The organism is Arthrobacter wenxiniae (genome assembly GCF_013376105.1).
Lineage (GTDB): Bacteria > Actinomycetota > Actinomycetes > Actinomycetales > Micrococcaceae > Specibacter > Specibacter wenxiniae.
In genome coordinates this window covers 112,688-138,103 of the sequence record NZ_JAAMFM010000001.1, presented here as the reverse complement: position 1 = coordinate 138,103, position 25,416 = coordinate 112,688, and the positions used below count along the sequence as shown (strand labels likewise).

General features: G+C 68.8%; 24 protein-coding genes. 15 read left to right on the top strand and 9 right to left on the bottom strand.

What is annotated here, in order from left to right:
• Positions 1-4: 4 nt before the first annotated feature.
• Entirely contained in the window at positions 5-1,093 is a 1,089-nt protein-coding gene (locus tag G6034_RS00680; protein WP_176633370.1) for an alpha-ketoacid dehydrogenase subunit beta, read from the top strand.
• Positions 1,090-2,463, top strand: a complete 1,374-nt coding sequence (locus G6034_RS00675; protein WP_176633171.1) for a dihydrolipoamide acetyltransferase family protein — start codon at positions 1,090-1,092, stop codon at positions 2,461-2,463. Before G6034_RS00680 ends, G6034_RS00675 begins: the two co-directional genes overlap by 4 nt.
• Before the next feature lie 32 nt (positions 2,464-2,495).
• On the opposite strand, the gene G6034_RS00670 is transcribed toward G6034_RS00675, so the two are convergent.
• Together G6034_RS00670 and G6034_RS00665 are read right to left on the bottom strand one after the other, a co-directional pair.
• Complete coding sequence (locus G6034_RS00670) at positions 2,496-3,536, bottom strand: cation diffusion facilitator family transporter (RefSeq protein ID WP_176633170.1); 1,041 nt, start codon at positions 3,534-3,536, stop codon at positions 2,496-2,498.
• Complete coding sequence (locus tag G6034_RS00665; RefSeq protein WP_176633169.1) at positions 3,533-3,898, bottom strand: ArsR/SmtB family transcription factor; 366 nt, start codon at positions 3,896-3,898, stop codon at positions 3,533-3,535. Before G6034_RS00665 ends, G6034_RS00670 begins: the two co-directional genes overlap by 4 nt.
• Before the next feature lie 123 nt (positions 3,899-4,021).
• On the opposite strand from G6034_RS00665, the gene G6034_RS00660 reads away from it, so the two are divergent.
• From G6034_RS00660 to G6034_RS00645, 4 genes are all read left to right on the top strand, one after another.
• The gene (locus tag G6034_RS00660) at positions 4,022-4,759 is read left to right on the top strand and encodes an MBL fold metallo-hydrolase (protein ID WP_176633168.1); all 738 of its coding nucleotides are present in this window, start codon (positions 4,022-4,024) and stop codon (positions 4,757-4,759) included.
• Positions 4,760-4,903: 144 nt separating this feature from the next.
• Positions 4,904-6,100 carry an MFS transporter gene (locus tag G6034_RS00655; protein WP_176633167.1) on the top strand — a complete coding sequence of 399 codons (1,197 nt, stop codon included), beginning with the start codon at positions 4,904-4,906 and terminating at the stop codon, positions 6,098-6,100.
• A 74-nt stretch (positions 6,101-6,174) separates the two neighbouring features.
• The gene (locus tag G6034_RS00650; RefSeq protein ID WP_176633166.1) at positions 6,175-6,609 is read left to right on the top strand and encodes a nucleoside deaminase; all 435 of its coding nucleotides are present in this window, start codon (positions 6,175-6,177) and stop codon (positions 6,607-6,609) included.
• 567 nt (positions 6,610-7,176) lie between these two features.
• Positions 7,177-8,301, top strand: a complete 1,125-nt coding sequence (locus G6034_RS00645) for a serine hydrolase domain-containing protein (protein ID WP_176633165.1) — start codon at positions 7,177-7,179, stop codon at positions 8,299-8,301.
• A gap of 92 nt (positions 8,302-8,393) precedes the next feature.
• On the opposite strand, the gene G6034_RS00640 is transcribed toward G6034_RS00645, so the two are convergent.
• Entirely contained in the window at positions 8,394-9,296 is a 903-nt protein-coding gene (locus tag G6034_RS00640; protein WP_176633164.1) for a phosphatase PAP2 family protein, read from the bottom strand.
• Between the two features lie 85 nt (positions 9,297-9,381).
• On the opposite strand from G6034_RS00640, the gene G6034_RS00635 reads away from it, so the two are divergent.
• On the top strand, positions 9,382-10,347 hold the full coding sequence (locus G6034_RS00635) for an o-succinylbenzoate synthase (protein ID WP_176633163.1): 966 nt from the start codon (positions 9,382-9,384) through the stop codon (positions 10,345-10,347).
• 109 nt (positions 10,348-10,456) lie between these two features.
• Complete coding sequence (gene menD / locus G6034_RS00630; protein ID WP_176633369.1) at positions 10,457-12,181, top strand: 2-succinyl-5-enolpyruvyl-6-hydroxy-3-cyclohexene-1-carboxylic-acid synthase; 1,725 nt, start codon at positions 10,457-10,459, stop codon at positions 12,179-12,181.
• Between the two features lie 30 nt (positions 12,182-12,211).
• Here the strand turns inward: menD and G6034_RS00625 are convergent, their stop codons facing one another.
• The 4 genes from G6034_RS00625 to G6034_RS00610 form a co-directional block, all read right to left on the bottom strand.
• Positions 12,212-13,015 (bottom strand): amino acid ABC transporter ATP-binding protein, encoded by an 804-nt coding sequence (locus G6034_RS00625; protein ID WP_176633162.1) that lies wholly within the window; start codon positions 13,013-13,015, stop codon positions 12,212-12,214.
• Positions 13,012-13,986 (bottom strand): amino acid ABC transporter permease, encoded by a 975-nt coding sequence (locus G6034_RS00620; RefSeq protein ID WP_246295186.1) that lies wholly within the window; start codon positions 13,984-13,986, stop codon positions 13,012-13,014. Before G6034_RS00620 ends, G6034_RS00625 begins: the two co-directional genes overlap by 4 nt.
• A gap of 3 nt (positions 13,987-13,989) precedes the next feature.
• Positions 13,990-14,925, bottom strand: coding sequence for an ABC transporter substrate-binding protein (locus G6034_RS00615; RefSeq protein WP_176633161.1), 936 nt, complete (start codon positions 14,923-14,925; stop codon positions 13,990-13,992).
• A 157-nt stretch (positions 14,926-15,082) separates the two neighbouring features.
• Positions 15,083-16,423 carry an isochorismate synthase gene (locus G6034_RS00610; RefSeq protein ID WP_176633160.1) on the bottom strand — a complete coding sequence of 447 codons (1,341 nt, stop codon included), beginning with the start codon at positions 16,421-16,423 and terminating at the stop codon, positions 15,083-15,085.
• A 55-nt stretch (positions 16,424-16,478) separates the two neighbouring features.
• On the opposite strand from G6034_RS00610, the gene G6034_RS00605 reads away from it, so the two are divergent.
• From G6034_RS00605 to G6034_RS00595, 3 genes are read left to right on the top strand one after another with little or no spacing between them, the layout of a single operon-like run.
• A complete protein-coding gene (locus tag G6034_RS00605; RefSeq protein ID WP_176633159.1) occupies positions 16,479-17,174 on the top strand; it encodes a demethylmenaquinone methyltransferase in 696 nt (231 codons plus the stop codon).
• 8 nt (positions 17,175-17,182) lie between these two features.
• Complete coding sequence (locus G6034_RS00600) at positions 17,183-18,517, top strand: geranylgeranyl reductase family protein (protein WP_176633158.1); 1,335 nt, start codon at positions 17,183-17,185, stop codon at positions 18,515-18,517.
• Positions 18,514-19,617 carry a polyprenyl synthetase family protein gene (locus tag G6034_RS00595; protein WP_176633157.1) on the top strand — a complete coding sequence of 368 codons (1,104 nt, stop codon included), beginning with the start codon at positions 18,514-18,516 and terminating at the stop codon, positions 19,615-19,617. Before G6034_RS00600 ends, G6034_RS00595 begins: the two co-directional genes overlap by 4 nt.
• A 27-nt stretch (positions 19,618-19,644) precedes the next feature.
• Here the strand turns inward: G6034_RS00595 and G6034_RS00590 are convergent, their stop codons facing one another.
• Together G6034_RS00590 and G6034_RS00585 are read right to left on the bottom strand one after the other, a co-directional pair.
• Entirely contained in the window at positions 19,645-20,076 is a 432-nt protein-coding gene (locus G6034_RS00590; RefSeq protein ID WP_176633156.1) for a hypothetical protein, read from the bottom strand.
• Between the two features lie 39 nt (positions 20,077-20,115).
• Positions 20,116-20,760 (bottom strand): trimeric intracellular cation channel family protein, encoded by a 645-nt coding sequence (locus G6034_RS00585; RefSeq protein ID WP_176633155.1) that lies wholly within the window; start codon positions 20,758-20,760, stop codon positions 20,116-20,118.
• Between the two features lie 130 nt (positions 20,761-20,890).
• Between G6034_RS00585 and G6034_RS00580 the strand changes: the two genes are divergently transcribed.
• From G6034_RS00580 to G6034_RS00565, 4 genes are read left to right on the top strand one after another with little or no spacing between them, the layout of a single operon-like run.
• Entirely contained in the window at positions 20,891-21,823 is a 933-nt protein-coding gene (locus tag G6034_RS00580) for an ABC transporter ATP-binding protein (RefSeq protein ID WP_246295185.1), read from the top strand.
• A gap of 1 nt (position 21,824) precedes the next feature.
• Positions 21,825-23,045: an ABC transporter permease gene (locus tag G6034_RS00575; RefSeq protein ID WP_176633154.1), complete on the top strand. Its 1,221-nt coding sequence runs from the start codon at positions 21,825-21,827 to the stop codon at positions 23,043-23,045.
• Between the two features lie 3 nt (positions 23,046-23,048).
• Positions 23,049-24,464, top strand: coding sequence for an MFS transporter (locus G6034_RS00570; RefSeq protein ID WP_176633153.1), 1,416 nt, complete (start codon positions 23,049-23,051; stop codon positions 24,462-24,464).
• A gap of 36 nt (positions 24,465-24,500) precedes the next feature.
• A complete protein-coding gene (locus tag G6034_RS00565; RefSeq protein WP_176633152.1) occupies positions 24,501-25,220 on the top strand; it encodes a sirohydrochlorin chelatase in 720 nt (239 codons plus the stop codon).
• The last annotated feature ends 196 nt before the right edge of the window (positions 25,221-25,416 follow it).

Genomic DNA, 25,416 nt, shown 5'->3' with positions numbered 1-25,416 from the left:
CACCATGGCGCACCAGCCCCAGTCCAATGCCGGCACGGCCCGCCCCGCCGCCCGCCCCGGCCCCGGCCCCGAATTGTCCGGCGTCCAGACCATCACCTTTGCCAAGGCACTGACGCTGGCCATGGCCGATTCCATGGCGGCGGACGCCTCCGTGCTGGTCTTCGGCGAGGACGTGGGCACCCTGGGCGGCGTGTTCCGCGTGACTGACGGCTTGACTCGGCGCTTCGGGGAGGACCGCTGCTTCGACACCCCGCTGGCGGAGTCCGGCATCATCGGCATGGCCACGGGCATGGCCGTCAACGGCATGAGGCCCGTCGTCGAGATGCAGTTCGACGCCTTCGCCTACCCCGCGTTCGAGCAGATCACCAGCCATGTGGCCAAGATGGGCAACCGCACCAAGGGCCGCGTCCGCCTGCCTCTGGTCATCCGCATCCCGTATGCCGGCGGGATCGGCGGGGTGGAGCACCACTGCGATTCCTCCGAGGCCTACTACGTGCACACGCCGGGCCTGACGGTGTTGACGCCGTCGACGGTCACCGACGCCTACATCATGCTCCGCGACGCCATCGCCTCCCCGGACCCCGTGGTGTTTCTGGAACCCAAGAAGCTGTACTTCTCCAAGGACACCGTGGACCTGGACGCCCTGCGCGCCCGCTACGCCGCCGGAAGCGCCATCCCCGGCACCATCGGCCGCGCCGCGATTGCCCGCGAGGGCACCGACGCCACGCTGATCGCCTACGGCCCGTCCATGGCCGCCGCGCTCGCCGCCGCCGAGACCGCAGCCGCCGAAGGCCGTTCCCTCCAGGTCATCGACGTCCGTTCCCTTGTCCCGTACGACGACGAGACCATCAGTGCCGCCGTCCGCTCCACCGGGCGGGCCGTGGTCATTGCCGAGGCCCCGGGCTTCGCCTCCATGGCCTCCGAGATTGCCGCCCGCATCCAGGAGCGCTGTTTCCACTCGCTCGCCGCGCCCGTGCTGCGGGTGACCGGCTTCGACATCCCGTTCCCGGCGCCACGGCTGGAAAAGCATTACCTGCCCGGCGTGGACCGGATCCTGGACGCCGTCGACTCGCTCCAGTGGGAGGAATCATGAGCCTGCAGGTCTTCATGCTGCCGGACCTCGGCGAAGGGCTCGTTGAGGCCGAACTCGTCACCTGGCTGGTTGCCGAGGGTGACACCGTCCACGTCGACCAGCCCATCGCGGAAGTTGAAACCGCAAAGTCCGTGGTGGAGGTGCCCTCCCCGTTTGAGGGAACCGTCGCCACGCTGCACGGCGCCGAGGGCGACACCCTGGAGGTCGGCAAGCCCCTGATCTCGGTTTCAGCGCCCGGCGCGGCGGTCCCGGCTGCCGCGGCGCAGGCACCGTCTCCGGACGTCGCGGCCGCGCCTTCCTCCGGCGTGGGCGCCGCTTCCGGCTCGGGCAATGTTCTCATCGGCTACGGCACGCCCGGACACGGCGGCCCGGGCCGGACGCGTCCGTCGCGCCGCAGCCACTTGCGCCAGGAGCCGGCCGAAGTTGCTGCTGGGGCCGCGCCGCAGCGCCGGGTGCACCTGGTGGTGTCGCCGCTGGTGCGCAAGATGGCCCACGACTCCGGGCTTGCCCTGGCGGACATCCCCGGCTCGGGTGCGGACGGGTTGATCCTGCGCCGCGACGTTGAAGCGGCCATGGCGCAGGCCGTGACCCCGGCTGTCGCCCCTGCTCTTGCCCCGGTGCCGGCCCCGGCAGGCCCCGGCTCCGCCGCCGTCGATCCCCGGACCGGGCTGCGCGTGCTCGCGCGGACGCCGCTGACGGGTGTGAAGAAGGCCGCGGCCATTGCCCTGTCCAGGAGCCGGCGGGAAATTCCCGAAGCCACCGTGTGGGTCGACGTCGACGCCACGGCGCTGGTGGAACTGCGGGCGGGGATGAAGGCCAAGGACGGCACGGCGCCAGGCATCCTGGCCTTCGTGGCCCGCTTTGTCACGGCCGGGCTGGCCCGGTTCCCGCAGCTGAACACGCAGCTGGTCAGCGCGGAAGGCGCGGACACCGTCGTTGAATTTGACGGGATCAACCTGGGCTTCGCCGCGCAAACCGACCGCGGACTCGTGGTTCCCGTGCTCCGCAACGCCCAGGGCCGCAGCGCGCGGGCGCTTGACACGGCCATCCGGGACCTGGCGAAGACCGCCCGCGACGGCAAGGCCGGGCCGGCCGAGCTCAGCGGCGGCACGTTCACCGTCAACAACTACGGCGTGTTCGGCGTGGACGGCTCGGCCGCGATCATCAACCACCCGGAGGCCGCCATGCTGGGGCTGGGGCGCATCGTTGACAAGCCTTGGGTGGTCGACGGGGAACTGTGCGTGCGGAAGATGACGGAGCTGACGCTGGCCTTCGACCACCGCGCCTGCGACGGCGCGGTGGCCGCCGGCTTCCTCCGGTTCATTGCCGACGCCATGGAAAATCCCGCAGCTGCCCTGGCCGACCTTTAAGGGTGCGCCGACCTTTAAGGGTGCGCCGACCTTTAAGGGTGCGCCGCCGTCGCCTGGATGACCATGTCGTCCAGCTTCGGCAGTGCCTGCCCCAAACGGTGCTTAGCGTCGGCCAGCGTCTGCTCCACGGCTGACAGCGGCGCATCCTCGGCGGTGACAGTCGCCGTGCCCTGGAGCCGGTGGCCCACCCAGCGCAGCTGGAGACGCTCCACCCCGACCACGCCGGGCGTCCCGCGGAGCGCCGTCAGGGCCCTGTCCGCGAGTTCGGGCTCGATCCCGTCCATGAGCCGGCGCCCAATGCTGCGGATCGTTCCCCACAGCAGGACGATGATGGCTGCGGAGATCAACAGGCCCACGATCGGGTCTGCCAGCGGGAAGCCGACCATCACCCCGCCTGCGCCCAGGACGACGGCAAGGGAGGTGAAACCGTCGATCCGGGCGTGCACGCCGTCGGCCACCAGCGCGGCGGAGCCGATTTGCCGGCCCACCCGGATTCGGTAGACGGCCACGGCCTCGTTGCCGGCGAAGCCGATCAGTCCGGCCGCGATCACCCACCACAGATTGTGCAGCGGCTGCGGGTGGACCAGCCGGTCTATCGACTGCCAGGCGGCGACGACCGCGGAGAGTGCCACGACCGCGACGATGAACAGCCCGGCCAGGTCTTCGGCCCGCCCGTATCCGTAGGTATAGCGCCGGTTCGCTGACCGGCGGCCCAGGATGAACGCGATCCACAGGGGGACGGCGGTGAGGGCGTCGGAGAAGTTGTGGATGCTGTCGGCCAGCAGCGCCACCGATCCGCTGATGAGCACCACGACGAATTGCAGGACTGTGGTGGCCAGCAACACAAAGAGGCTGATCTTCAACGCCCGGACGCCCTGGACGCTGGATTCAAGGGCGTCGTCTATCGAGTCCGCAGAGTCGTGCGTGTGCGGGACAAAAAGTTCGAACAGCCATCCCTTGAATCCGCCGTGGTGCTCGTGGGAATGTCCGTCATGGTCGTGGTCGTGGTCGTGGTCGTGGTCGTGGTCGTGGTCGTGCCGTGCCGTGCGGGAGTGCTGGTGTCCTGCGCTCATGCCTGGTCGCCGCCCTGTTCGTGGTGGTGGCGGGGGATCCCGCCCAGGGAGTGCTCTGCCTGGAAGATCGCGTCGGTCACCAGCTGGCTGGCGTGCTCATCTTCCAGCCGGTAGTAGACCCGCTGGCCGTCCTGACGGGTCGCCACCATGCGTGCCAAGCGCAACTTCGCCAGGTGCTGGGAGACGGCGGCCGGCGACTTGTCCACGAGGTTTGCCAGGTTGCTGACGGACAGCTCGCCGTCGCGCAGGGCCAGGATGATGCGCACGCGCGTGGCATCGGCGAGCATGGAAAAGACTTCAACAGCCAGCTCTACAAATTCTCCGTCCGGGGAACGCCCGCACGTCTTCTTATCTGCGTTCATACGCATATAGTGGCACCGTGAGGGCCGGGCCCGCAAATGAGGCCCGCCTTCCTGTCCCTTGTGTGTCCCGGCCGGGCACGCCATGCTGTAGTTCAAGGTCGCAGGCAACAACAGGGGGTATCCATGGCCCAAGGAGCCTCATGGCGGCGTCTTGGCGGCCCCAGCCAGGTGATGCGCAGCAGTTACGCCAGGGCGCTGGTCAACATAGGGCTGATCGTCGGCTCCGAGCGGGCCCTGGTTGTCGACACCGGTTGCGGGCCGAGGCACGCCGCGGAAGTCCTGGCGGCGGTGCGCAGTGTGACGCCCCTGCCGCTGGTGGTGGCGAACACGCACGCCCACTGGGACCACTTCTTCGGGAACGCCGTTTTCAGGCACGACGGCGTCTCCGACTTTTGGGCGCACGCCGCCGCCCGGCGGCACATGGCCGGGACGGGGGAGTCGCAGCGGGCGGCCGTGTCCGGCGTCGAACCTGAAATGGCGGCGGGGGAGGGGCCATGCACGGAGTTGGTGCTGCCCACCCGGACGGTGGGCGCGGACCCCGTGGAACTGGACCTTGGCGGCGTGTCCGCCATACTGTTCTGCCTCGGTCCGGCGCACACCGACGGCGACCTCATGGTGGGTGCGCCCGGCGTGTTGTTTGCCGGCGACGTGCTGGAGGAAGGCGCCGATCCGCAGTTTGAGGACGCGGACCGAGGCGGCTGGGTCCGTGTGCTGAGGACGCTGGCCGGCATGGGCGGCGGGTACCCGGTCATGGTTCCCGGGCATGGGAACCCTGTGACGGCGGAATTTGCCGCGCGGATGGCGGACACCATGGAGGGCGCAGTGGAGGGCGGGGCCTTCGAGTCCCGCGCGAACCCGTGACACAGGGGCCAACCCGCGAACGCCCCGACAAGATACACCGCCGGTGCGGGTTGACCCCTCCCTCCGCGAACGCCCCGACGGGATTCGGCCGCCAGGGGTTTGGCCGCCGCGTCCGGAGTGGCCGCCGGGTCTAGAGTGGAAGCAGTGAGCAAAACAGCAAATCCCGGCGACTTCAGCCTGTGGTCCATCGCGGTTCCGGCGTTCGGACCGTCCCTGTTGTTTGGCGTGGGCGAGGGCGCCATCCTGCCCATCATTCCCCTGAGCGCCCGCGACATGGGTGCCTCCCTGGCCGGCGCGGCCCTGGTGGTCTCGCTGATCGGCGTCGGCTCGCTGGTCAGCAACATTCCGGCGTCGGTAATCACGGCGAAATTTGGGGAACGGATTGGCATGGTCGGCGCCGCCATGCTGAGCCTGCTGGCCATGCTGCTGTGTGTGTTCTCCGGCAGCCTCGTGCTCTTTGGGCTGGGCGTGTTCCTGATCGGGGCCGCCGCCGCCGTGTTCAACCTGGCCCGGCAAAGCTACCTGACCGAGGCCGTGCCGCCGATCCTGCGGGCCCGGGCCATGTCAACGCTGGGCGGGGTGGGGCGGATCGGCCTCTTTGCCGGGCCGTTCATTGGCGCGCTCGTCATCCACCTGGTGGGCCTGACCGGCGCGTATTGGGTGGCGGCCGTCTCCGTCGCGGGGGCGGGGGCGGTGGCTTGGGGCCTGCCGGACCTTGTCAGCGGCCAGGGCCCGACGCCGGGCGGCCCCCTCCCCACGGTACGCTCGCTCATCGCCGCCCACCGGAAGGTGTTTCTGACGGTGGGCTTTGGCGTGTTGCTCGTCAGTGCGGTGCGCTCCTCCCGCCAGGTGGTGGTGCCGCTGTGGGCGGACAACCTGGGCCTGAACCCCGCCGTGACGTCCGTCATCTACGGGCTGTCCGGGGCCATCGACATGCTGGTGTTTTACCCGGCGGGCAAGGTCATGGACCACAAGGGCCGCATCTGGGTGGCGGTGCCGTCCATGGTGCTGATGGGCGTTGCGCTGCTGCTCATGCCCCTGACCACGGGGGCCGCTTCCCTGCTGCTGGTGGCGCTGCTGATCGGTTTTGGCAACGGGATCGGCTCCGGGCTGATCATGACCATGGGCGCGGACTACTCGCCGCGGCACGGACGCGCCCAGTTCCTGGGCATCTGGCGCTTCCTCTCGGACGCCGGCGGTTCCAGCGGGCCCGCCATCCTCTCCGGGCTTACCGCCGCCGTGACGCTGTCCTTCGGGATTGCCGCCACCGGCCTGCTGGGACTGGCCGCGGCCGCCGTCCTGGGTTATTGGGTGCCGCGCAACAAGCCCGTTGCGCGGTAGGCGGGTAGCCTGAAGGAACCCGACCCTGACGGCACCCGACGGGGCGCCATGGAGCATCTGCAAAGGACAACCCGATGACCGATCCTGCCTTTGAAGCCGCGTACCAGGCGGCGCGTGAGAGCCTGTCCCAGGGCGGCATTCCCATCGGCGCGGCATTGGCGCGCGGTGGCGAGGTGATCGCCGTCGGACATAACGAACGGGTCCAGCACGGGGACCCCATCGCCCACGGGGAAATGTCCGCGCTGCGTGCGGCCGGCCGCCAGCGCAGCTACCGCGACACGGTCCTCTACACCACGCTCGCGCCGTGTGCCATGTGCACGGGGACCATCATCCAGTTCAAGATCCCCCACGTGGTGGTGGGCGAGGCGCAAACATTTGCGGGCGAGTTTGAGCTGCTGCGCTCCCGCGGAGTGGTCGTGGAGGTCCTCGACGACGGGCGCTGCGTGGACATGATGCGCCAGTTTCAGCAGGAACACCCCCAGCTGTGGGCCGAGGACATCGCCGAATAGTGCGTGCCGGGACTGCAGCCGGCGATGAGCCCGCCCTGCCCGGAGTTCAGGAGAAGTCAAGCGCTTCCATGCTGGACCTTGCCGGCAGTCCGCACCGGGTGGCCATCGACGCGGCACATTTGGCCGGTGCCGGGGGCCGCAGGATTCCTGTGCTGAAAGGCAGCGTCGGCAGCGGCCGGGACGGCTGGCAGGGCCTGGTGTGCAGCGATTTGACCGCCTCAGGGGCGCTGGCAACGCGTGTCGGCGGATCGAAACCTCGACCTGCAGTTTGCCGTCGCATGGCTCACGGCCAAGGAGACCCCACGCCATCGGGAACCTCAAGGACAGGCATCGGGGTGAGTTTGCAGATTCGCTGGCTTTGTCGCCAAGGCCGCGGCGCCGCGAACCGAAGTGCCCTGGCCGCGGCGAGCGCCATCCGGCTGGGGAGCTGCCCTTCACGGCGTTCCCGTCTCGGGGCGCGCAAAGGGAACTGCGCTTTTGGCGGGCCGAATTCACCGATGGACCGCGTGACCGCCTGCCGCCCCAATAACGGTTGACGGCACCGGCCGGGCCGCGAATCATGGAATCATGAGCGCACAATTCGAACCCGTTTGGCAGGCCTTGCGGGACAAGGTGGAGTCGGGCTGGGCGCCCGGCATGGTCGCCGGCATCAGGCACGGCGGCACCACGGAGTTCTTCGCCACCGGCGTCCGCACGCTGGGAAGGGCCGAACCGATGCGCGTCGACACGCCCTTTCGGATCGCGTCGCTGAGCAAGCCCGTGGCCGGGGCGATCGCCGCGTCCATGGTTGCCGACGGCACGCTGGCGCCCGACGACCCGGCCGATGTCTGGCTTCCCGAGCTGGCCTACCCACGCGTGCTCACCAGCCCGGATGCCCCGCTGGAAAGCACTGTTCCCGCCGGGCACGACATTACCGTCCGCCACCTTATGACCCTCACCCACGGCTTGGGCGTCATCGTCGGCGACACGCCGCTGGCGAGGGCCATTGCCGCCGCGGGGATAGCGCCCGGACCCATTCCTCCGTCCATGACAAGCGAAGAATTCATGCACCGGGTCGGCGCACTTCCACTGGAGCACCAGCCCGGCGAGCGCTGGAGCTACCACACCGGCAGCGACCTCCTCTCGGTGCTCATGGCCCGCGCCGGCCAGGCCCCCCTGCGGCAAATCCTGGCCGAACGCATCACCGGGCCGCTCGGCCTGCATGACACCGGGTTCTTGGGGGACGCCGCCGAACTGCCCACCGCCTACCGCCCGGGTGTGGACGGACTGGAGATCCTGGACGCGCCGGACGGCGTTTTCTCGCGGGAGCCGGTGTTCGAAACCCTGGCCGGCGGACTCGTGTCCACCGTCCCGGATTACCTGGCGTTTCTGACAGCCCTGGCGGAGGATTCGCTGCTGCCGGCTGAACAGCGCCGGCACATGACCTCGGACCAGCTCACCGTTGCGCAGCGCGAAGGCATGGTGGAAATGGTGGGTCCGGGCATTTCCTGGGGCTGGCAGGTCGGCGTCACCACTGACGGAGCCGGGTCCTGGACGACACCGGGCGGCTACGGCTGGACGGGCGGTACGGGCACCACGGCCTACGTCAACCCGACCGCAGACTTCATCGGAGTGCTGTTCACGCAGCGGGCCATGGCCGGTCCGGAAGAAGACTTCAGCTACTTCTGGGAGCCGCTCGCAGCGGCACTGTGAACCGGCGGCCCCTGGCCCATGGCGGCCCCTGGACCACGGCGGCCCCTGGACCACGGCGGCGCCTGGACCACGGCGGCGCCGGGGGCAGGGGCCTAACGGACGGAACGGCGTCGTGCTTCCCGGGTGAGCAGCAGTGTGCCCAGGACGGTCAGGCCGTAGCCGGACACCACAATCAGGCCCACACCGGCCAGGAAAAAACTAATGACGCTGTCGTGGGCGTGGGAGGAAACCGCCCGCAGGACCAGCGCAGTTGAGACGGCGGCGAGGACGGCGGCCAGCGCGGCCAGCCCCGTCCACCAGCGGCGCGACGCCCAGTGGCGCCCCGAGCCCAGCCACACGTTCCAGGACCGGCCGGTCCGCAGGATGGGCAGGGCCGCAACGCAGGTCCAGAAGGACACCACGAAGAAGGCGGCCACCACGTCGGCCGGGCGGTGCCACTGGTTGATCAACGTCGCGATCCCGGCGACCACGGCGTAGCTGCCGCCCACAAACGCCGCGGCCGGGCGCCAGCGCGGGGAGGCCACCAGGAACACCGCCGCGGCGGCACTCGCCGCGAGCGTGCTGTGGCCGGACGGGAGCGAGTTCAGCGACAAGGTCTGCACGCCCACGAACGGCCGGTCCGGCAGGCCGAACTTGATCAGCTGCGTGCTGAGGTTGGCGGCGGCCATGGCAACCAGGGCGATGCCGGCGGCCTTCCACCGGCGCCGGGCCAGCGTGACAAAAAGCACCACCAGGGACGCGATCACCACGGAGGTGGCCGGAAGCAGGTCCAGGACCCCGGCCGCCGGAAGACCAATGAAACGCTGGGCCACCTTCGCCTGGACCAGGGCGGACTCGTCCAGAAACTGTCCCAGGGTGCTGTTGACGAAAAACAGGTACGTTGCGACGACTCCGGCCACCGAGACGAGGGCGCCGGTCAGGAACGGGGCGGCCGGGATGGGCCTGCCCCGGGGCAGCGTGCTGCCGCGGCGGGAACGGGGGGCTTTCGTACTCATCCTGACTAGGTTCCCACAGATTCATGAAAGCAAGCTGGCCGCGCTCCGGAACCGGGGCGCCGGCCGGGGCGCTAAAGTGTTGGCCATGGTTGCCCTCGACGAACTCCTCGCCTCCGCCCGCGTTGCCTCCCTGCCCATGCGCGTGAAATTCCGGGGCGTGCTGGAGCGGGAGGTGCTGCTCCTGGAGGGCCCGGCGGGCTGGGCCGAGTTCTCACCGTTTGTGGAGTACGACGACGTCGAGTCGGCCCGGTGGCTCGCCTCGGCAGTCGAGGCCGGCTGGCTGGGGTACCCGGAGGGCGTGCGGGAGTGGATTCCGGTCAATGCCACGGTGCCGGCCGTGTCCGCGGCCGAGGTGCCGGCCGTCCTCGCGGCGTTCGACGGCGTTCACACTGTGAAGGTCAAGGTGGCCGAGCCCGGTCAGACGCTGCGGGACGATGCCGCCCGCGTGGGTGCCGTGCGGCACCTGCTGCCGGACGCGCGGATCCGCGTCGATGCCAACGGGGGGTGGGACGCCGACCAGGCCGTCCGGGCGCTGGCCATGCTCTCCGTGTTTGGGCTCGAATACGCCGAACAGCCGGTTGCCTCGGTTGCCGACATGGCCGCGGTGCGCCGGGCCCTGGCCGGGTCCGTGCTGATTGCCGCGGACGAAAGCGTCCGCAAGGCCACCGACCCGCTGGCCGTGGCCCGCGCCGGGGCGGCGGACCTGCTGGTGGTCAAGGCGGCACCGCTGGGCGGCGTGCGGCAGGCGCTGGAGATCGTGGCGGAGGCCGGGCTGCCCGCCGTCGTCAGTTCAGCGCTGGATTCCTCGGTGGGGATCCGGGCGGGCCTGGCGCTGGCCGCCGCGCTGCCGCAGCTCCCCTACGCCTGCGGGCTGGGGACGGTCTCGCTGATGGCCGGCGACGTGACCGCCAACAGCCTGGTGGCCGTGTCCGGTGGCATCGCCGTGCGCGACGTCGCCGCGGACCCGGAACTGCTGGACCGCTTCGCCGCGCCGGCAGAACGCCGCGACTGGTGGCTGGACCGCCTCCGCCGCTGCCACGCTCTGCTGTAATTCGCACGCTGGACCTGCCTGCCTGCCCCGGCGGTCGGGCAGCGCGCCCCGCGAGCGCATCGAGACCCTGCCCGGGTGGTTAGATGGTGGCGTGGGTTTACTTAGTTCGATGGACACCGCCCGGTATGTGGTGGATGCGCTGGAGCGTGCCGGTGTGCGGCATGTGGTGGTGGCGCCGGGCTCTCGCAGCGCGCCACTTGCCTACGCGCTGGCGGAGGCCGAAGCCGACGGCAGGCTGACCGCCTACGTCCGGATCGACGAACGCGTGGCAGGCTTCACGGCCCTCGGCCTGGCGCAGGGATCGGGGCACCCGGCAGCCGTCCTGACCACCTCCGGGACGGCCGTGGGCAACCTGATGCCGGCCGTCATGGAGGCCAACCACGCCGGCACGCCCCTGCTTGTGCTGTCCGCCGACCGCCCCGCGGAATTGCGCGGCACCGGCGCCAACCAGACCACCATCCAGCTGGACCTCTTTGGCGACCACGTCCGGTTCGCCACCGACGTGGCCGCCGGGATCGACCCCACCGCCGCCATCGCCACGGCCCTCAGCGGCGCCCGGGGACGGCTTGAGGGCATCCCCGCCGGGCCGGCGCAGGTCAACCTCGCGTTCCGCGACCCCCTCACGCCGGCGCTCGACGGTTCCGAGTGGGAACGGCTTCTGCCGGTGGTTCATCCCGCCCCGCTGCTTGAGCCGGTCGAAACCACCGGATCTCGACAGGCTCGAACACCGGAGATCGCCCTGCCCTCCACGAGCCACCGCACCGTGGTCCTCGCCGGGCACGACGCCGGACCCGCCGCCGAACACTTTGCCCGCACCTTGGGCCTGCCGCTCCTGGCCGAGCCGTCGTCGAACGCCAGGTTCGGCCCCAACGCCGTGGGCCCGTACCGCCTGCTGCTGGAGCAGTTCGGCCCGGCGTCCGCGCAGCCGATCGAGCGCGTGGTGGTCCTTGGCCGGCCCACCCTGTCGCGGCCCGTGGCCCGGCTGCTGGCCCGCACCGAGCTGGAGCGGGCCTTGTACCTGCCCCGCCCCGTCGCCTGGTTTGAGCCCGGCAGGCGCCCGGAACTGGTGTTGACCCAGTGGGACCAGCTGGTGGGATTTGCCGGAACGGGCCCGGCGGGCTGGCTCGAGGCCTGGCAGGACGCGGCAGGGGCCGCCGAAGACAGCCTGGATGCCGTCCTGGCGGAGGCCGCCCAACCCGGGAGGCTGAGCGGCCCGGCCGTTGCCCGCCAGGTGTGGGACCGCGCGCGGCACGATGCGGCGCAGGGCCCCGCCAACCTGCTCCTGGGTTCGTCCAACACGGTGCGTGACGCGGACCTGGCCGGCAGGCCCGCGCCAGCCGGCGGCGACGGTGCGGAAGACGGGACCCGGGTGTTCGCCAACCGCGGACTGGCCGGCATTGACGGCACGGTCGCCACGGCCACCGGCATTGCCCTGGCCACGGCCGCGCCCACCCGCGTGCTCCTGGGGGACCTCACCCTGCTGCATGATTCCGGCGCGCTGCTGCTGGGCACCGGCGAACAGGAGGCGGACGTCCAGCTCATCGTCCTCAACGACGCCGGCGGCGGCATCTTCTCGGTCCTGGAGCACGGGAGGCTGGCCGAGTCACCCAACTACGCGGCCGCCGTCGAACGCTTCTTTGGCACGCCGCACGCCGTGGACCTGCGCGCCCTGGCCGCGGCCTACGGCTGGCGCCACACGGCGGCGGGCACGACGGCGGAACTCGCCGCCGCGCTGGCCCCGCCGGTGCGCGGGCGCAGCATCGTCGAAGTCGCGGCCACCCGCGAGGGGCTCCGGGAACTCCACGCCCGGATCGCCGCGGCGCTGAACCCGTAGACACAGAAACGTCCGGGCCCACCCCTGCAGCTACAGCACGCGGCTGAGGAACTCCTGCGTCCGGTGGTGCTGCGGGTTGGCGATGATCTCCCGCGGGTTGCCGGATTCGACCACCACGCCGGCGTCCATGAACGTCAGGGTGTCGCCCACTTCGCGGGCAAAGCCGATCTCGTGGGTGACCACGATCATGGTCATGCCGGACTTGGCCAGGTCCTTCATGACTTCCAGGACGTCGCCCACCAGCTCGGGGTCCAGGGCGGAGGTGGGCTCGTCAAAGAGCATCAGCTCCGGCTCCATGGCCAGGGCCCGGGCGATGGCAACGCGCTGCTGCTGGCCGCCGGAAAGCTGGGAGGGGTAGAAGTCGGCGCGGTCGCCCAGCCCCACCATCTCCAGCAGCTCCGTCGCCTTCAGCTTCGCCGCAGCCTTGGACTGGCGCTTGACCTGGGTGGGAGCCTCGATCACGTTTTGCAACGCGGTCTTGTGCGGGAACAGGTTGAAGCGCTGGAACACCATGCCGATTTCACGGCGCTGGGCCGCGATCTGCTTCGTGGTCAGGTCGTGGAGCTTGCCGTTGACCTCGCGGTAGCCGATGAGGTCGTCATGGACGTAGATCCGGCCGGCACTAATGGTTTCCAGCAGGTTGATGCAGCGCAGCAGCGTGGATTTGCCGGAGCCGGACGGGCCGATGATGACCGAGACCTCGCCCTGCTTGACCGTCATGTCAATGCCCTTGAGGACGTGGTGGGAGCCAAAGAGCTTGTGCACGCCCTGGATTTCCACAAGGGGCTTGGTGCGGGTGGATTCCTGCTTCTTGATCGATGCGGTGTCCGTCATGGCCGGCCGCCTTCCGTGGTTCCGTCGGCGGGATCCACCGGCTTTGCATGTGCCGCGGCCGCCGCGGCCGTGGCCTGGACGGGCGCCTTCGTGACGTTGTCCACGCCCTTGCCGTAGTGCCGTTCAATGTAGTACTGGCCCACCATCAGCACCGAGGTGATGCCCAGGTACCAGAACGCGGCCACCATGAGCAGCGGGATGGGCAGGAACGTCCGGCTTGCCAGGGCGTTGGTGACGAACGTCAGGTCCAGGGTGAACGGGACGGCGAGCACCAGCGAGGTGGTCTTGAGCATGCCGATGGTTTCATTGCCGGTCGGCGGGATGATGACGCGCATGGCCTGGGGCAGGATGATCCGCCACATGACCTTTGAACGCCGCATGCCCAAGGCCTCGGCGGCCTCCATCTGGCCGTTGTCCACGGACTTCAATCCGGCCCGGAAGATCTCTGCCAGGTAGGCGGACTCGTTCAGGCCCAGCCCGACAATGGCAGCGACGGTGGCATTGATGACCGTGGCCGTGTCCCAGGAAAACAGCTCCGGTCCGAAGGGCACCCCGACAATGATCTTGGGGTAGAGGGCCCCCACGGATCCCCAGAACAGCAACTGCGTGTAAACGGGGGTGCCGCGGAAAAACCAGACCCAGACCCAGGAAACATACCGGAACAGGGGGTTGTCGGACTGGCGCATGAAGGCGAGCAGGATGGCCAGCACAATGGCGATGATCATGGAGGTGACCGTCAGGATGAGCGTCCAGCCCACGCCCTGGATGACCAGCACGTCAAAGAGGTACGTCCTGAAGGTGCCCCAGTAGAACTTCGGGTTGGTGGTCATCGACTGGACCACCAGGACCAGTATCAGCAGGATGACGACGGCGCCGACCCACCGCCAGGGGTGCCGGACCGGAACTGCGTCAATCAGTTCCAGGCCGGCGCCCCCGCTGTGGGCGGTCCGGCGCGAAAGTAGGCGGCTCAATGGCTAGCCCGCCGTCGGGTTCAGGACTGCCTTCGGAAGCGCACCCTCGACGTTGTTCCACTTGGTCAGGATCTTGGTGTAGGCGCCCTCCTCGATCAGCTTGTTCATGACCTTTTCGATGACGCCGGCAAACGCGGTGTCATTCTTGGCAACGGCAATGCCCTGCTGGGCGGAGTCATAGACGGCACCCAGCGTCTCCAGCTGCCCGTTGGTCTTGGCCAGGGCATTCTTGATGATGGGGGAGTCGGCGCTCATGGCGTCGATGGTGCCGCCCACCAGGCGCGTGGTGACGTCGGTCTGGTTCTTCAGTGAAACCACCGTGATGGCGGGCTTGCCGGCCTTGACGCAGGCCGCGGAGCGGTCCTTGACGTCGGGATCTTCCTCAACGGTGCCGGTCTGCACGCCCACCTTCTTGCCGCAGAGGTTGTCCATGGTGATGCCCTTGGGATTCCCCTTCTGCACGGCCCACAGGACGCCGGCATTGAAGTAGCTGACAAAGTTCACGGCCTTGGAGCGTTCCGGGTTGATCGTGAAGGAGGAGATGCCGAGGTCGTACACGGTGCCAAGCTTGGGCAGGATGGAGGAGAAGTCCGCGGTGTGGACGTCCGCCTTCATGCCCAGCGTGGCTGCAATGGCCTTGGCGAAGTCCACGTCGTAGCCGATCGGCGTCTGGCCGTCCTTGTCCAGGAACTCGGCGGGCTCGTAGGAGGTGTCAGAGCCAACGTTGATGGTGGACTTGCCCTTCATGGATGCCGGGAGCATGGCGATGAGGGCGTCGTCCTTGGCAACCGTTGTCGGGTCGAAGGAGGCGTCGGATCCCGTGTTGGCGGGCGCCCCGCTCGGAGCCTCCTGCGATGCGGTGGTGCAGCCGGTCAGCGCCAATGCTGCGACTGCGGCGAGGGAGGCCAGTCGAACGGTCAGCCGGGAAGAGATTTGCATGTTTTACCCTTTGTTTCATAACTGGAGCAGAGCTAATGGAAACTAGTGTAGCGTCCTGTGATTTGCGTCACGGTAAACGATATTTCACTATTGAACAACTTTATCCCTTGGATGGCAAGGGGCCCGCGGGTGTTGCTGTCTGGAATCCAAGACAGATTCAGGCGTGCAGGCCGAGTGCCTGGAGCATGGGCCGGAACTTGGCCCATGTCTCAGCCAGTTCGGCCTCCGGATCGGAGGCCTCAACTATGCCGGCGCCGGCATACAGGCGCACCGAGAACGGGTCCTCAAGGACTGCCCCGCGGAGCGCGATCCCCCACTCGCCGTTGCCCGCGCCGTCGAGCCAGCCGACGGGGCCCGCGTACGGTCCCCGGTCCATTTTTTCCAGGGTCAGGATGAGTTTTCCGGCCTCCTCCCGGGGCGTACCGCACACCGCTGCCGTGGGGTGCAGGGCCTCAACGAGCGCCAAGGACGTGGGCAGGTGGCCTTCGAAGTCGGCCAGCTCGGCCGTGACGTCGGAGGCCAGGTGCCAGACGTTGGGCAGCTCCAGGATGAAGGGTTCGGCCGGGAAGGAGAGGTCCGTGGCGAAGGGTGCCAGCTGGCGGGTCAGGGACCGGACGGCGAAGTCGTGTTCCTGCCGCTGCTTCGCGGAGCCGCCCAAGACGGAGGCTGCAAAGCCCACCGATCCGGCGGGCTCGTCCTCGCGGTCCAGGGTGCCGGCGAGCACCCTGGCCTGCGCCGTGGTGCCGTCCACCTTGATGAGGATTTCCGGCGTGGCGCCGACCAGTCCGCGGACCCCGTAGGTCCAGCATTCGCCGTAAATCTCCAGCAATCGTTGCAGGATTGAGACCCTGCTGACGGGCTTGTCAAAGCTAGCCACCACATCGCGGGCCAAAACCACCTTGTCCAGGCCGCCGCGGCCGATGGCCAGCACGCCCTCGGCCACCGACTCCTTCCACTGCTCCTCGGTGAGCGCCCCGGAACGCACGGTGCCCGCGGAGGGGGTGCCCGGCGTCGTCCCGCCAAGGCCTTCGGGGCAGCCAGGGGCGGCGGCCAGGAAGCCACGCAGCAGTGCGTGCGCGGATTCGGCGGTGGGGACCGAGCCGTCCACGGTGAGGTGGGTGAGCCAGGCCGTGCCGTCGCGGAAGCCCACCACCAGCTCGGGAATGACCAGCACCGAAGCGTGCGGACTCGTCTTGGAGAACGCGAAGGAGCCGAAGGCCAGGGCCCCGGTGCCCGGAACCCGGAGGGGGTCGCGGACCAGGGCGCCGGCAAGCATGTCCTTCCACCACTGTTCGGCGTCTGCGAAACGCTCGGGCCCCGTGCCGGTGAACTGCGCGATCTCCCCGTAACCCAACAGCCCCTCGCCGCGGCGGAGCCAGCAAAAGGCGTCCGGTGCCAGGAGGTCGGCGGGGGCGGCTGCGGGATGCCCGCCCAATGCCGCGGCATCCAGGGCGGTGGTCAGGGTGCGCAGCGGAGGGGTGCCGAGGGTTGCAGTCATGATGAGTCAAGATTACTCGTCCGCACGCGCGCGCAAAGTTTGAGAGACTTAGGGGGTGAACCGTGCATCCCTTGAGAAGCGTCCGGAAGAAGTGGCCGCCATGTTCGACGACGTGGCCCCCAAATACGACATCGTCAACGACATCCTGTCCCTGGGGCAGACGCGCCGCTGGCGCCGGATCGTGGTGGATGCCGTCGGCGCCGTTCCCGGCCAGCGCGTCCTGGACCTGGCCGCCGGCACCGGAACCTCCAGCGAGCCCTACGCCGACGCCGGCATTCACGTGGTGGCCTGCGACTTCTCCGTGGGCATGCTCAAGGTGGGCAAGCGGCGCCGCCCCGACATCGACTTCATCGCCGGGGACGCCACCAACCTGCCGTTCGCGGAGAACTCCTTCGACGCCACCACCATTTCCTTTGGCCTGCGCAACGTCATCGACCCGAAGAAGGCGCTGCGCGAAATGCTGCGCGTGACCAAGCCAGGCGGCAAGCTCGTGGTGGCCGAGTTCTCCCACCCCGTCAACCCCGTGTTCCGCACCGTCTACACCGAATACCTGATGCGCGCCCTGCCGGCCGTGGCCCGGAAAGCCGCCTCCAACCCCGACGCTTACGTCTACCTGGCCGAGTCCATCCGCGCGTGGCCCAACCAGGACGAGCTGTCCGCGTGGCTGGCCGGGACCGGCTGGGCCTCCGTGGCCTACCGGAACCTCAGCGGCGGCATCGTGGCCGTGCACCGCGCCGTGAAGCCCGCCTAGCGGCCCCCATGAAAGTACTTGTTGTAGGGGCCGGGCCCGCCGGATCCACCGCCGCCTGGCACCTGGCCTCCGCCGGGATTGAGGTCACCGTCCTCGAGAAGACGCGCTTCCCGCGCGAGAAGGTCTGCGGCGACGGCCTGACCCCGCGCGCCGTGCGCGAAATGCAGCTCATGGGCGTGCCGCACCCGGCCGGGGACGGCTGGCGGCGGAACAAGGGACTGCGCCTGATTGCCGGCGGCCGCACGGTGGAGGTGCCCTGGCCCGAGCTCACCAACTTTCCCAGCTACGGCTTGATCCGCACCCGGCTGGGCTTCGACGAGTCCCTGGCCCGCCACGCCCAGGCCGCCGGCGCTTCGATTCTTGAGGGCCATTCGGTCACCGGGGCCCTGACGGACGACGCCGGAACCGTGGTGGGTGCCCGGGCGTCGCTCTTGGACGGGGACGGGCGGAAGACGGGCGGGACGCGCGACTTTTTCGCCGACGTCGTGCTTGCCGCCGACGGCAATTCAACGCGGACGGCCGTCTCCCTGGGGCACCAGAAGCGCGACGACAGGCCCCTGGGGGTGGCCTACCGGACCTATTTCACGTCCCCGCGGCACGACGACGACTGGATGGAGGGCTGGCTGGAACTGGCCGCCCCGTCCGCGGCGGGGCAGCCGGGCAAGCCGCTGCCCGGCTATGGCTGGGTGTTCGGCGTTGGCGACGGCACCTCCAATGTGGGCCTGGGCATCCTGAACTCGTCCAAGGAGTTCGGCAAGCTGGACTACCGTTCCGTGCTGCGTGAATGGACGGCGTCCATGCCGGTGGAGTGGGGATTCACGCCGGAAAACCAGGTGGGGCCCATCCGCGGTGCCGCCCTGCCCATGGGCTTCAACCGGACGCCGCACTACTCCGACGGGCTGATGCTGCTCGGCGACGCCGGCGGCATGGTCAGCCCCTTCAACGGCGAGGGCATTTCCTACGCCATGGAGTCGGCCCGCTACGCCGCGGAGTTCATTGTCCGGGCCTCCGGCGCCAACTCCCGGCTCGCCGCCGACCACGCCCTGGCCGGCTACAGTGGCTTCGTCCGCGCGCAGTGGGGGAGCCACTTCACCCTGGGCCGCGTTTTCGCCAGGCTGATCGGCAACCCGTCCATCATGAAGCTGGCCCTGCGGACTGGCATGCCCGTCCCCGCCCTCATGCGGTTTGTGGTGCGGATGATGGCCAATCTGACGGACGCGGGAGAGCGCGGATTTGAGGATAGAGTGATTCATCTACTGGAGAAGCTGGTGCCGGCCACCGGCAACCAGGGCACCACCGCTCCCAAGCACCATTCCCTTCCAATAGTTAGTGTTAAGCAGTGACTACTTCCGCAGACCATAGCTGGACCCATGCCGGGCACGGGCGCACCGACACCGAGGACGCCAACCCCAGCACCATGGCCATTGCCACCGGCCTGCAATTGCCCGCCGGCTTCTCCTCCGTGGCGGACGACCCCGAGTTGGGTCCGTCCATTGCGCTGCGCATGGCCAAGGTGGAGAAGGTCCTGCGTGAGGCGATCGCGAATTCCGACCCCCTGGCCGACGCGACCAGCCGCCACCTCGTGGAGGCCGGCGGCAAGCGCATCCGCCCGCTGCTGGTGCTCCTGGCCGCCCACCTCGGGGACGCAGGCCGGCCGGAAGTGGTGCAGGCCGCCGTCGTGGTTGAACTGACGCACCTGGCCACGCTGTACCACGACGACGTCATGGACTCCGCGCCCTACCGCCGGGGGGCGCCCACGGCCCACGAGGTGTGGGGCAACACGGTGGCCATCCTCACCGGCGACCTCATTTTTGCCCGCGCCTCCATCCTGGTCTCCGAGCTGGGCGGCCGGGCCCTGGAAATCCAGGCACGGACCTTCGAGCGGCTGTGCCTGGGCCAGCTCCACGAGACCGTGGGGCCCCGCGAGGACGAGGACCCCGTGGAGCACTACCTGTCCGTGCTTGCAGACAAGACCGGCTCGCTCGTGGCCGCCTCGGGGCAGCTGGGCGCCATCTTCGCCGGCGTGCCCGAGGACCTGCAGGACGTCATGCTCGAATACGGCGAAAAGGTGGGCATCGCCTTCCAGCTGGCCGACGACGTCATTGACGTCACCGGGCTGAAGCAGGTTTCCGGGAAGTCACCCGGCACCGACCTGCGCGAAGGGGTCCCCACGCTGCCCGTGCTGCTGCTGCGCAAGGCCGCCGCGGCCGGAGACACCTCCGCCGCCGCCGTGCTGGCGCTGGTGGACGGGGACCTCGGCAGCGACGAGGCCCTCGCAAAGGCCGTGGCGGCGCTGCGCGAGCACCCCGTCACGGCCGAATCCTGGACCGTGGCCCGCGAATGGTCCGCCCAGGCCATCGCCGCGCTGGCCCCGCTGCCCGAGGGCATGGTCAAGACCGCACTGGCCAGCTTCGCCGAAGCGGTCGTGGACCGCGACGTCTAAGGCCGGCCAGGCCCACCGCGGGCCGGGTCAGTCGTCGTCGCCCTCGTCGTCGTTGAAGACCCAGTCGAGCATGTCGAAGACGAACTCGCTGAACGTGCCTTCCTCATTGACCCATTCGCCGGTGCGGTTGTTGCGGCGCCAGACTATCGGGTCGGGGACGTCGGCCTGGTCCGCCCGCATGCCCCACGTGTAGGACTCGTCCTCGTCCTCGAGGAACAGGAGGTAGCCATCCTCGACTTCGAGCTCTTCCGGATCCCAGAAGTAGTAGTAGGCCTCCATGAGTTCCTCACAGTTGCCCAGGGTGTTGAAAAATTCCTGCAGGGCCCGTGGCACGGCGATGCGCAACTCGGCGAAGATGCTGTCCAGATCGGCCTGGTCGATCCCGTCCGCTTCCTGCCACGGCTCCCCAAGGTAGAGGGGCACCAGGCCGCGGAACTTCTCAACGAAAATGTCGGACATTCAATACTCCAGGATCGGCGAGTGTGGATACACCCAATCCTAGCCGCGACGGAATCGCGGGCGAGCCCAGCTGCGGGCGGCGAGCGGGGCCTGCCAGCGGAACTTCAGGGCCAGCATGCGTAGCGTGAACACCAGCAAGGCTGAGATGGTTCCCGTGGCCAGGTTCAGCCACCCCAGGTACCACAGGCCCGTGGCCAGGGCGGAGCCGAGCAGCGCCGGGATGGCGTACATGGTCTTCGGGTCGAAGACGCTGGGCACCTGGTTGGCCGTCACGTCGCGCAGTATGCCCCCGCCCACGGCAGTGGTGACGCCCAGCAGGATCGCGGCGGCCGCGTTCATGCCTGCATCGAGTGCCTTCAGCGCGCCGGTAACGCAAAACAGGGCCAGCCCGCCGGCGTCGAACGTCAACACCAGCCGGTTCGCGCGCTTCACGCCGCCCACCACGAAGTACACCACCACGGCGGCCAGCAGCGGTGCGGCCAGGTAGAGGGGGTTGCTGAAGGCTGCGGGCGGCCCGGCATTGAGGATGAGGTCGCGGAGCACGCCGCCGCCCAGCCCCACCAGGGACCCCAGGAGCACGGAGCCCACGAGGTCGAAGCCTTTCCGGACCGCCAGGAGGCAGCCCGAAACGGCAAAGAAGAAGCAGCCCAAAAGGTCCAGCATCAGGGCAAGGTCAAGGTTCATGGGGGCAATTCCGTCGGTGGGCGTAGGGCTGAACGGCCATGGGAAAGGCCGCCTCAAGCCTACGGCGGCAGAAGGCGGACAAGCCAGCGCGCAGGTGCCATGGATGCGGAAAGGTCGATACGCTGGCCAAATGGAATACCGCGCCGCGAAGCCACTCATCCACGTCAGGGACTTTCGCATGCAGTTTGGGGACAACACCGTCATAGACGGGCTGTCCTTCGACGTGGCCCGCGGTGAGACGTTTGGCTTCCTGGGCAGCAACGGCAGCGGAAAGACGACGACCATCCGGGCCCTGCTGGGCATCTACCGTCCCACCTCGGGAACCCTGGAAATCAACGGCCGGGTGTTCAGCGACGACTTCGGCGCGCGGCTGGGCTACCTGCCGGAAGAGCGCGGCCTGTACAAAAAGGAGTCCGTGCTGGACGTCATGACGTACTTTGGCCGGCTCAAGGGCCTGTCCCGGGCGGAATCCCAAAGGTTTTCCCGCGCCTACCTGGACCGGGTGGACCTGGCGGACAAGGCGGACGTGCGCGTGGACAAACTCTCCGGCGGGCAGCAGCAAAAGGTGCAGCTCGGCGTGACCATCATGAATGATCCCGAGCTGCTGATCCTGGACGAACCCACCAAGGGCTTTGACCCGGTGAACCGCAGGCTCCTGCTGGACATCATCGAGGACAGGAAAAAGGCCGGCGCCACCGTCATGATGGTCACCCACCAGATGGAGGAGGTGGAGCGCCTGTGTGACAGGATCATCCTGCTTAAGGACGGAAAGTCGGCGGCCTACGGCACCATCGATGAGGTCCAGAACCAGTTTGGCGGGCGCACCGTGCGCCTGAAGTACTCCGGGACGCTGCCGGAATCGCCGCGCTACAGGGTGGGGCTGCAGGAAACCAATTATGCCGAACTGGACTTGGACGACTCCGCGGACGAGGCGGACGTGCTCCGGGAGCTGGTCAATTCCGGGCTGCTGGTGCGCGGCTTTGTGGCGGCCAAGCGGAGCCTGGACGACATCTTCATCCAGGTCTACGGCGACAATGCCGCTATCGATAAGACGGTGAAATAGCATGGCACGGCACAATCTGGGCACCGTGGTGCAGTTCGAGTTCACCCGCACCATCAAGAAGCGCCGCTTCTGGATTGCCACGCTGGCCATCCCGGTGCTGCTGGCCATCGTGTTTGGGCTGGTGTTCGCCAGCAGCTCCAACACCAAGTCCCTGACCGAGGCGCAGAAAAGCGACAAGCTCAGCTTCACCTACACGGACGCGTCCGCACTGCTGGACCCCGCCGTGGCGAGGGCCCTGGGGGGCGAGGTGGAGGCGGACCCGGGGACCGCCGTCGAACGTGTCAGGGCAGGCACGCTCAACGCCTACTTCAGCTTTCCGGCAACCCTGGGCAAGGATCCCGTAAAGGTGTACGGCGCGGACCACGGCATTTTCAAGAATGGCAGCTATGAGGCTGTGGCACGGCAGCTGGTGGTCCTCTCCGCGCAGGAAAAGGTGGGCTCGGCGGAGCTGGCGGCGGCCGTGCAGGGGAATTTCAGGACCGAGTCGGAGACGTTCAAGGACGGGCAGGTCTCCGGCGGGCTGGAAACCGTGGTGCCGCCGCTGCTGTTCCTGGTGTTGTTCTACGTGGTGATCATCCTGCTGGCGAACCAGATGCTGGCGTCCACGCTCGAGGAGAAGGAAAACCGGGTCACGGAGATGATCCTGACCACGCTGAACCCGACCACGCTGGTAGTGGGCAAGGTGATCTCGCTGTTCCTGGTGGGCGCCGTGCAGGCCGTGGTGTTCGCCGCCCCCATGGTCATTGGCTACGTGTTCTTCCACGACCAGCTCTCCATGCCGAACTTTGACCTCTCGCACCTGCAATTCCAGTTTTGGCCCATGCTGGTGGGCGCCCTGCTGTTCATCGGCGGGTTCATCCTGTTCACGGGTGTGCTGGTGGCCATCGGCGCGGTGATGCCCACGGCCAAGGACGCCAGCACCGTGTTCGCGCCGGTCATGATCATGATGTTCATCCCGTTCTACATTGTGACCATGGTGGTGAGTGACCCCAGCAACATCATCGTGCAGATCTTCACGTTCTTCCCGTTCAGCGCCCCCGTCACGGCCATGCTCCGCAACGGCTTTGGCTCGCTCAACGCGGTGTCGGCGGCCGTGGTGGTGGCCGAGCTGTTCGTCTTCGGCCTGCTGGCGCTGCGGCTGGCCGTGCACCTGTTCCGGTACGGCTCCATTGAATATTCGCGGAAGCTGTCCCTCCGCACGGCCTTCGCCCGAAAGGGCTGAACCGTGCAGCGGCGTGTCCTGTGGGTGGCCATCCTGGCGTCCTTTGTCGCGTTCCTGGACGGGGCAATCGTCAACGTGGCGCTGCCGGCCATGACCCGCCAACTGGGCGGCGGCCTCACCACGCAGCAGTGGGTGGTGGACGCGTACCTGCTGGCGCTGGGCTCGCTCATCCTGATCGCCGGCTCCCTGTCCGACACCTTTGGCCGCGTCCGGGTCCTTCGTGCCGGGCTCCTCATCTTCGGCGCGGCGTCGCTGGCCTGCGCCGCGGCCCCCACGGCGCTGCTGCTGATGGTTGCCCGCTGCGTGCAGGGTGCCGGTGCGGCGCTGCTGGTCCCGAGCTCGCTGGCACTCATCACCTCCACGTTCAGCGGGCCCGCCCAGGCCAAGGCGATCGGCTCCTGGACCGCCTGGACCGGCACCGCATTCCTGGCCGGCCCGCTGCTGGGCGGGCTGTTGGTGGACTTCGCCAGCTGGCGGCTCATCTTCGCCATCAATGTCCTGCCCCTGGCGGCGACCCTGTGGCTGCTGCGCGGGCTGGCACTGCCCGTTCCCGGCGCGCCCATTCCTCCCGGCGCGCACGACGCCGCGGCTGCCGCCGGCCCCCCGCGACGGGTGGACGTCCCGGGGGCCCTCCTGGCCTCGGTGGGACTGGCCGGCACCGTGTACGCCTTGATTGAGCAGGAAAGGCTGGGCTGGGGCAGCCCGGCCGTGTTTGGCCCGTTTGTGGCGGGGCTGTGCGCCCTGACGGTGTTCCTGTGGTGGGAGCACCGCTCGCGTGCGCCCATGATGCCGCTGGACCTGTTCCGGATCCGCAACTTTGGCATGGGCAACGTGGCCACCACCTTCATTTATGCGGGAGCTTCCCTGGGCGGGCTCATGATGGTGCTGTTCCTGCAGGAGGTGGCCGGGCTGTCGGCGGCCCTGGCCGGGCTGGCGTCCATGCCCACGGCCGTCATCCTGCTGCTGCTTTCCGGCCCGTTTGGCGCCTTGGCCGGGAAATACGGGCCGCGGCTGTTCATGGCGGCCGGGCCAGTCATTGCCGGATGCGGGTACCTGTTGATGGCCACCACCTCGCGGCCGTTCAACTTCTGGCTGCAGATCCTGCCGGGCCTGGTGGTTTTCTCCGTGGGCATGTCCATCACGGTGGCACCCCTGACGGCGGCCATCCTGGGTGCCGTGCCGAAACGGCAGAGCGGCATCGGCTCGGCCATCAACAACGCCGTGTCCCGGGTGGCTGGGCTGATCGCCGTGGCCTTGGCCGGCGTCATGCTGGGCGGCATCCTGGACTACGGGTCATTCCGGCGGATTGTGGTCATCACCGCGTTCATGTTCATCACCGGCGGCATTGTCTCCGCCATCGGGATCACCAACAAGGCAGCCGCCGCGGCGGCGGAACCGGCGGCACGTGACATACATTGATTTGGGACATGCACACGATTCTTGGAAGGCGGGCCCATGATTGACGCCACCCCGGCCACAACCCGCGCCCCGGAAACGGCCCTGATCGCCTGCGCGCACGGCACGGACAACCCCGACGGCCGGGCGCGGATCAACCAGCTCCGGGCGGACATTGCGGCGCTGCGCCCCGGGCTGGCGGTGCTGGAAGCCTACGTGGACGTCCAGGAGCCGGCGCTCCCCGACGTGGTGGCCGGGCTGCCGGAGGGAATGAGGGCCGTCGTCGTGCCCCTCCTGCTGACGGTGGGGTACCACGTCCAGGTGGACATTGCGCAGGCCGTGGCGAGCCGCCCCGGAACGCTCGCGGCGGTGCCGCTGGGGCCGGACCCGCGCCTGGCCGGACTGCTCCATGAACGGCTGGGGGAGCTGCCGGCGGGGTGGGCCGTTGTGCTCGCGGCGGCAGGATCCTCCCGTCCCGAGGCCGCCGAGCAGGTGGAGGTGCTGGCCGCCGACCTGGCCGTCCGCCGGCCCGAGGCAATCCTGGCCGCCTACGGTGCCAGCGCCCGGCCGACAGTGCCGGACGCCGTGGCGCAGCTGCGTGCCGGGGGTGCCGCCGGCGTGGCAATCGCCTCCTATCTGCTGGCGCCCGGCTACTTCCACGACCAGCTGGCCACGGCAGGCGCGGACCGGGTCAGCGAGCCGCTGCTGCCCTCCGTGCTGCTCGCTGAATTGGCCCTGGAACACTTTGACGCTGCGGTCCTGCGGAGCGCTGCGACCTAGCGGCGCGTCACTTCAGAAGTGGCGCACAGTAGCGCCGTAACCGTGCGCCACTTCAGAAGTGGCGCACCGTGGCGCCGTAACCGTACTCAGGAGCAAAGCGTCCGCCGTCGTGGGTGGCAAGGCAGCCAAGCACACCCGGCCGCAAAAAGGGGCACGTGACGAAATATTGCCTAAGGTGAACCCGCGTTGCAGGCGT

Bases quoted from the DNA above. Each gene is read 5' to 3' on its own strand.
- G6034_RS00625 (WP_176633162.1), bottom strand. From the start codon at position 13,015: ATGACGGACACCGCATCGATCAAGAAGCAGGAATCCACCCGCACCAAG.
- G6034_RS00610 (WP_176633160.1), bottom strand. From the start codon at position 16,423: ATGACTGCAACCCTCGGCACCCCTCCGCTGCGCACCCTGACCACCGCC.
- menD (WP_176633369.1), top strand. From the start codon at position 10,457: ATGGACACCGCCCGGTATGTGGTGGATGCGCTGGAGCGTGCCGGTGTG.
- G6034_RS00645 (WP_176633165.1), top strand. From the start codon at position 7,177: ATGAGCGCACAATTCGAACCCGTTTGGCAGGCCTTGCGGGACAAGGTG.
- G6034_RS00590 (WP_176633156.1), bottom strand. From the start codon at position 20,076: ATGTCCGACATTTTCGTTGAGAAGTTCCGCGGCCTGGTGCCCCTCTAC.
- G6034_RS00565 (WP_176633152.1), top strand. From the start codon at position 24,501: ATGATTGACGCCACCCCGGCCACAACCCGCGCCCCGGAAACGGCCCTG.
- G6034_RS00585 (WP_176633155.1), bottom strand. From the start codon at position 20,760: ATGAACCTTGACCTTGCCCTGATGCTGGACCTTTTGGGCTGCTTCTTC.
- G6034_RS00615 (WP_176633161.1), bottom strand. From the start codon at position 14,925: ATGCAAATCTCTTCCCGGCTGACCGTTCGACTGGCCTCCCTCGCCGCA.
- G6034_RS00580 (WP_246295185.1), top strand. From the start codon at position 20,891: ATGGAATACCGCGCCGCGAAGCCACTCATCCACGTCAGGGACTTTCGC.
- G6034_RS00670 (WP_176633170.1), bottom strand. From the start codon at position 3,536: ATGAGCGCAGGACACCAGCACTCCCGCACGGCACGGCACGACCACGAC.
- G6034_RS00635 (WP_176633163.1), top strand. From the start codon at position 9,382: ATGGTTGCCCTCGACGAACTCCTCGCCTCCGCCCGCGTTGCCTCCCTG.
- G6034_RS00650 (WP_176633166.1), top strand. From the start codon at position 6,175: ATGACCGATCCTGCCTTTGAAGCCGCGTACCAGGCGGCGCGTGAGAGC.
- G6034_RS00675 (WP_176633171.1), top strand. From the start codon at position 1,090: ATGAGCCTGCAGGTCTTCATGCTGCCGGACCTCGGCGAAGGGCTCGTT.
- G6034_RS00640 (WP_176633164.1), bottom strand. From the start codon at position 9,296: ATGAGTACGAAAGCCCCCCGTTCCCGCCGCGGCAGCACGCTGCCCCGG.
- G6034_RS00575 (WP_176633154.1), top strand. From the start codon at position 21,825: ATGGCACGGCACAATCTGGGCACCGTGGTGCAGTTCGAGTTCACCCGC.
- G6034_RS00660 (WP_176633168.1), top strand. From the start codon at position 4,022: ATGGCCCAAGGAGCCTCATGGCGGCGTCTTGGCGGCCCCAGCCAGGTG.
- G6034_RS00665 (WP_176633169.1), bottom strand. From the start codon at position 3,898: ATGAACGCAGATAAGAAGACGTGCGGGCGTTCCCCGGACGGAGAATTT.
- G6034_RS00680 (WP_176633370.1), top strand. From the start codon at position 5: ATGGCGCACCAGCCCCAGTCCAATGCCGGCACGGCCCGCCCCGCCGCC.
- G6034_RS00600 (WP_176633158.1), top strand. From the start codon at position 17,183: ATGAAAGTACTTGTTGTAGGGGCCGGGCCCGCCGGATCCACCGCCGCC.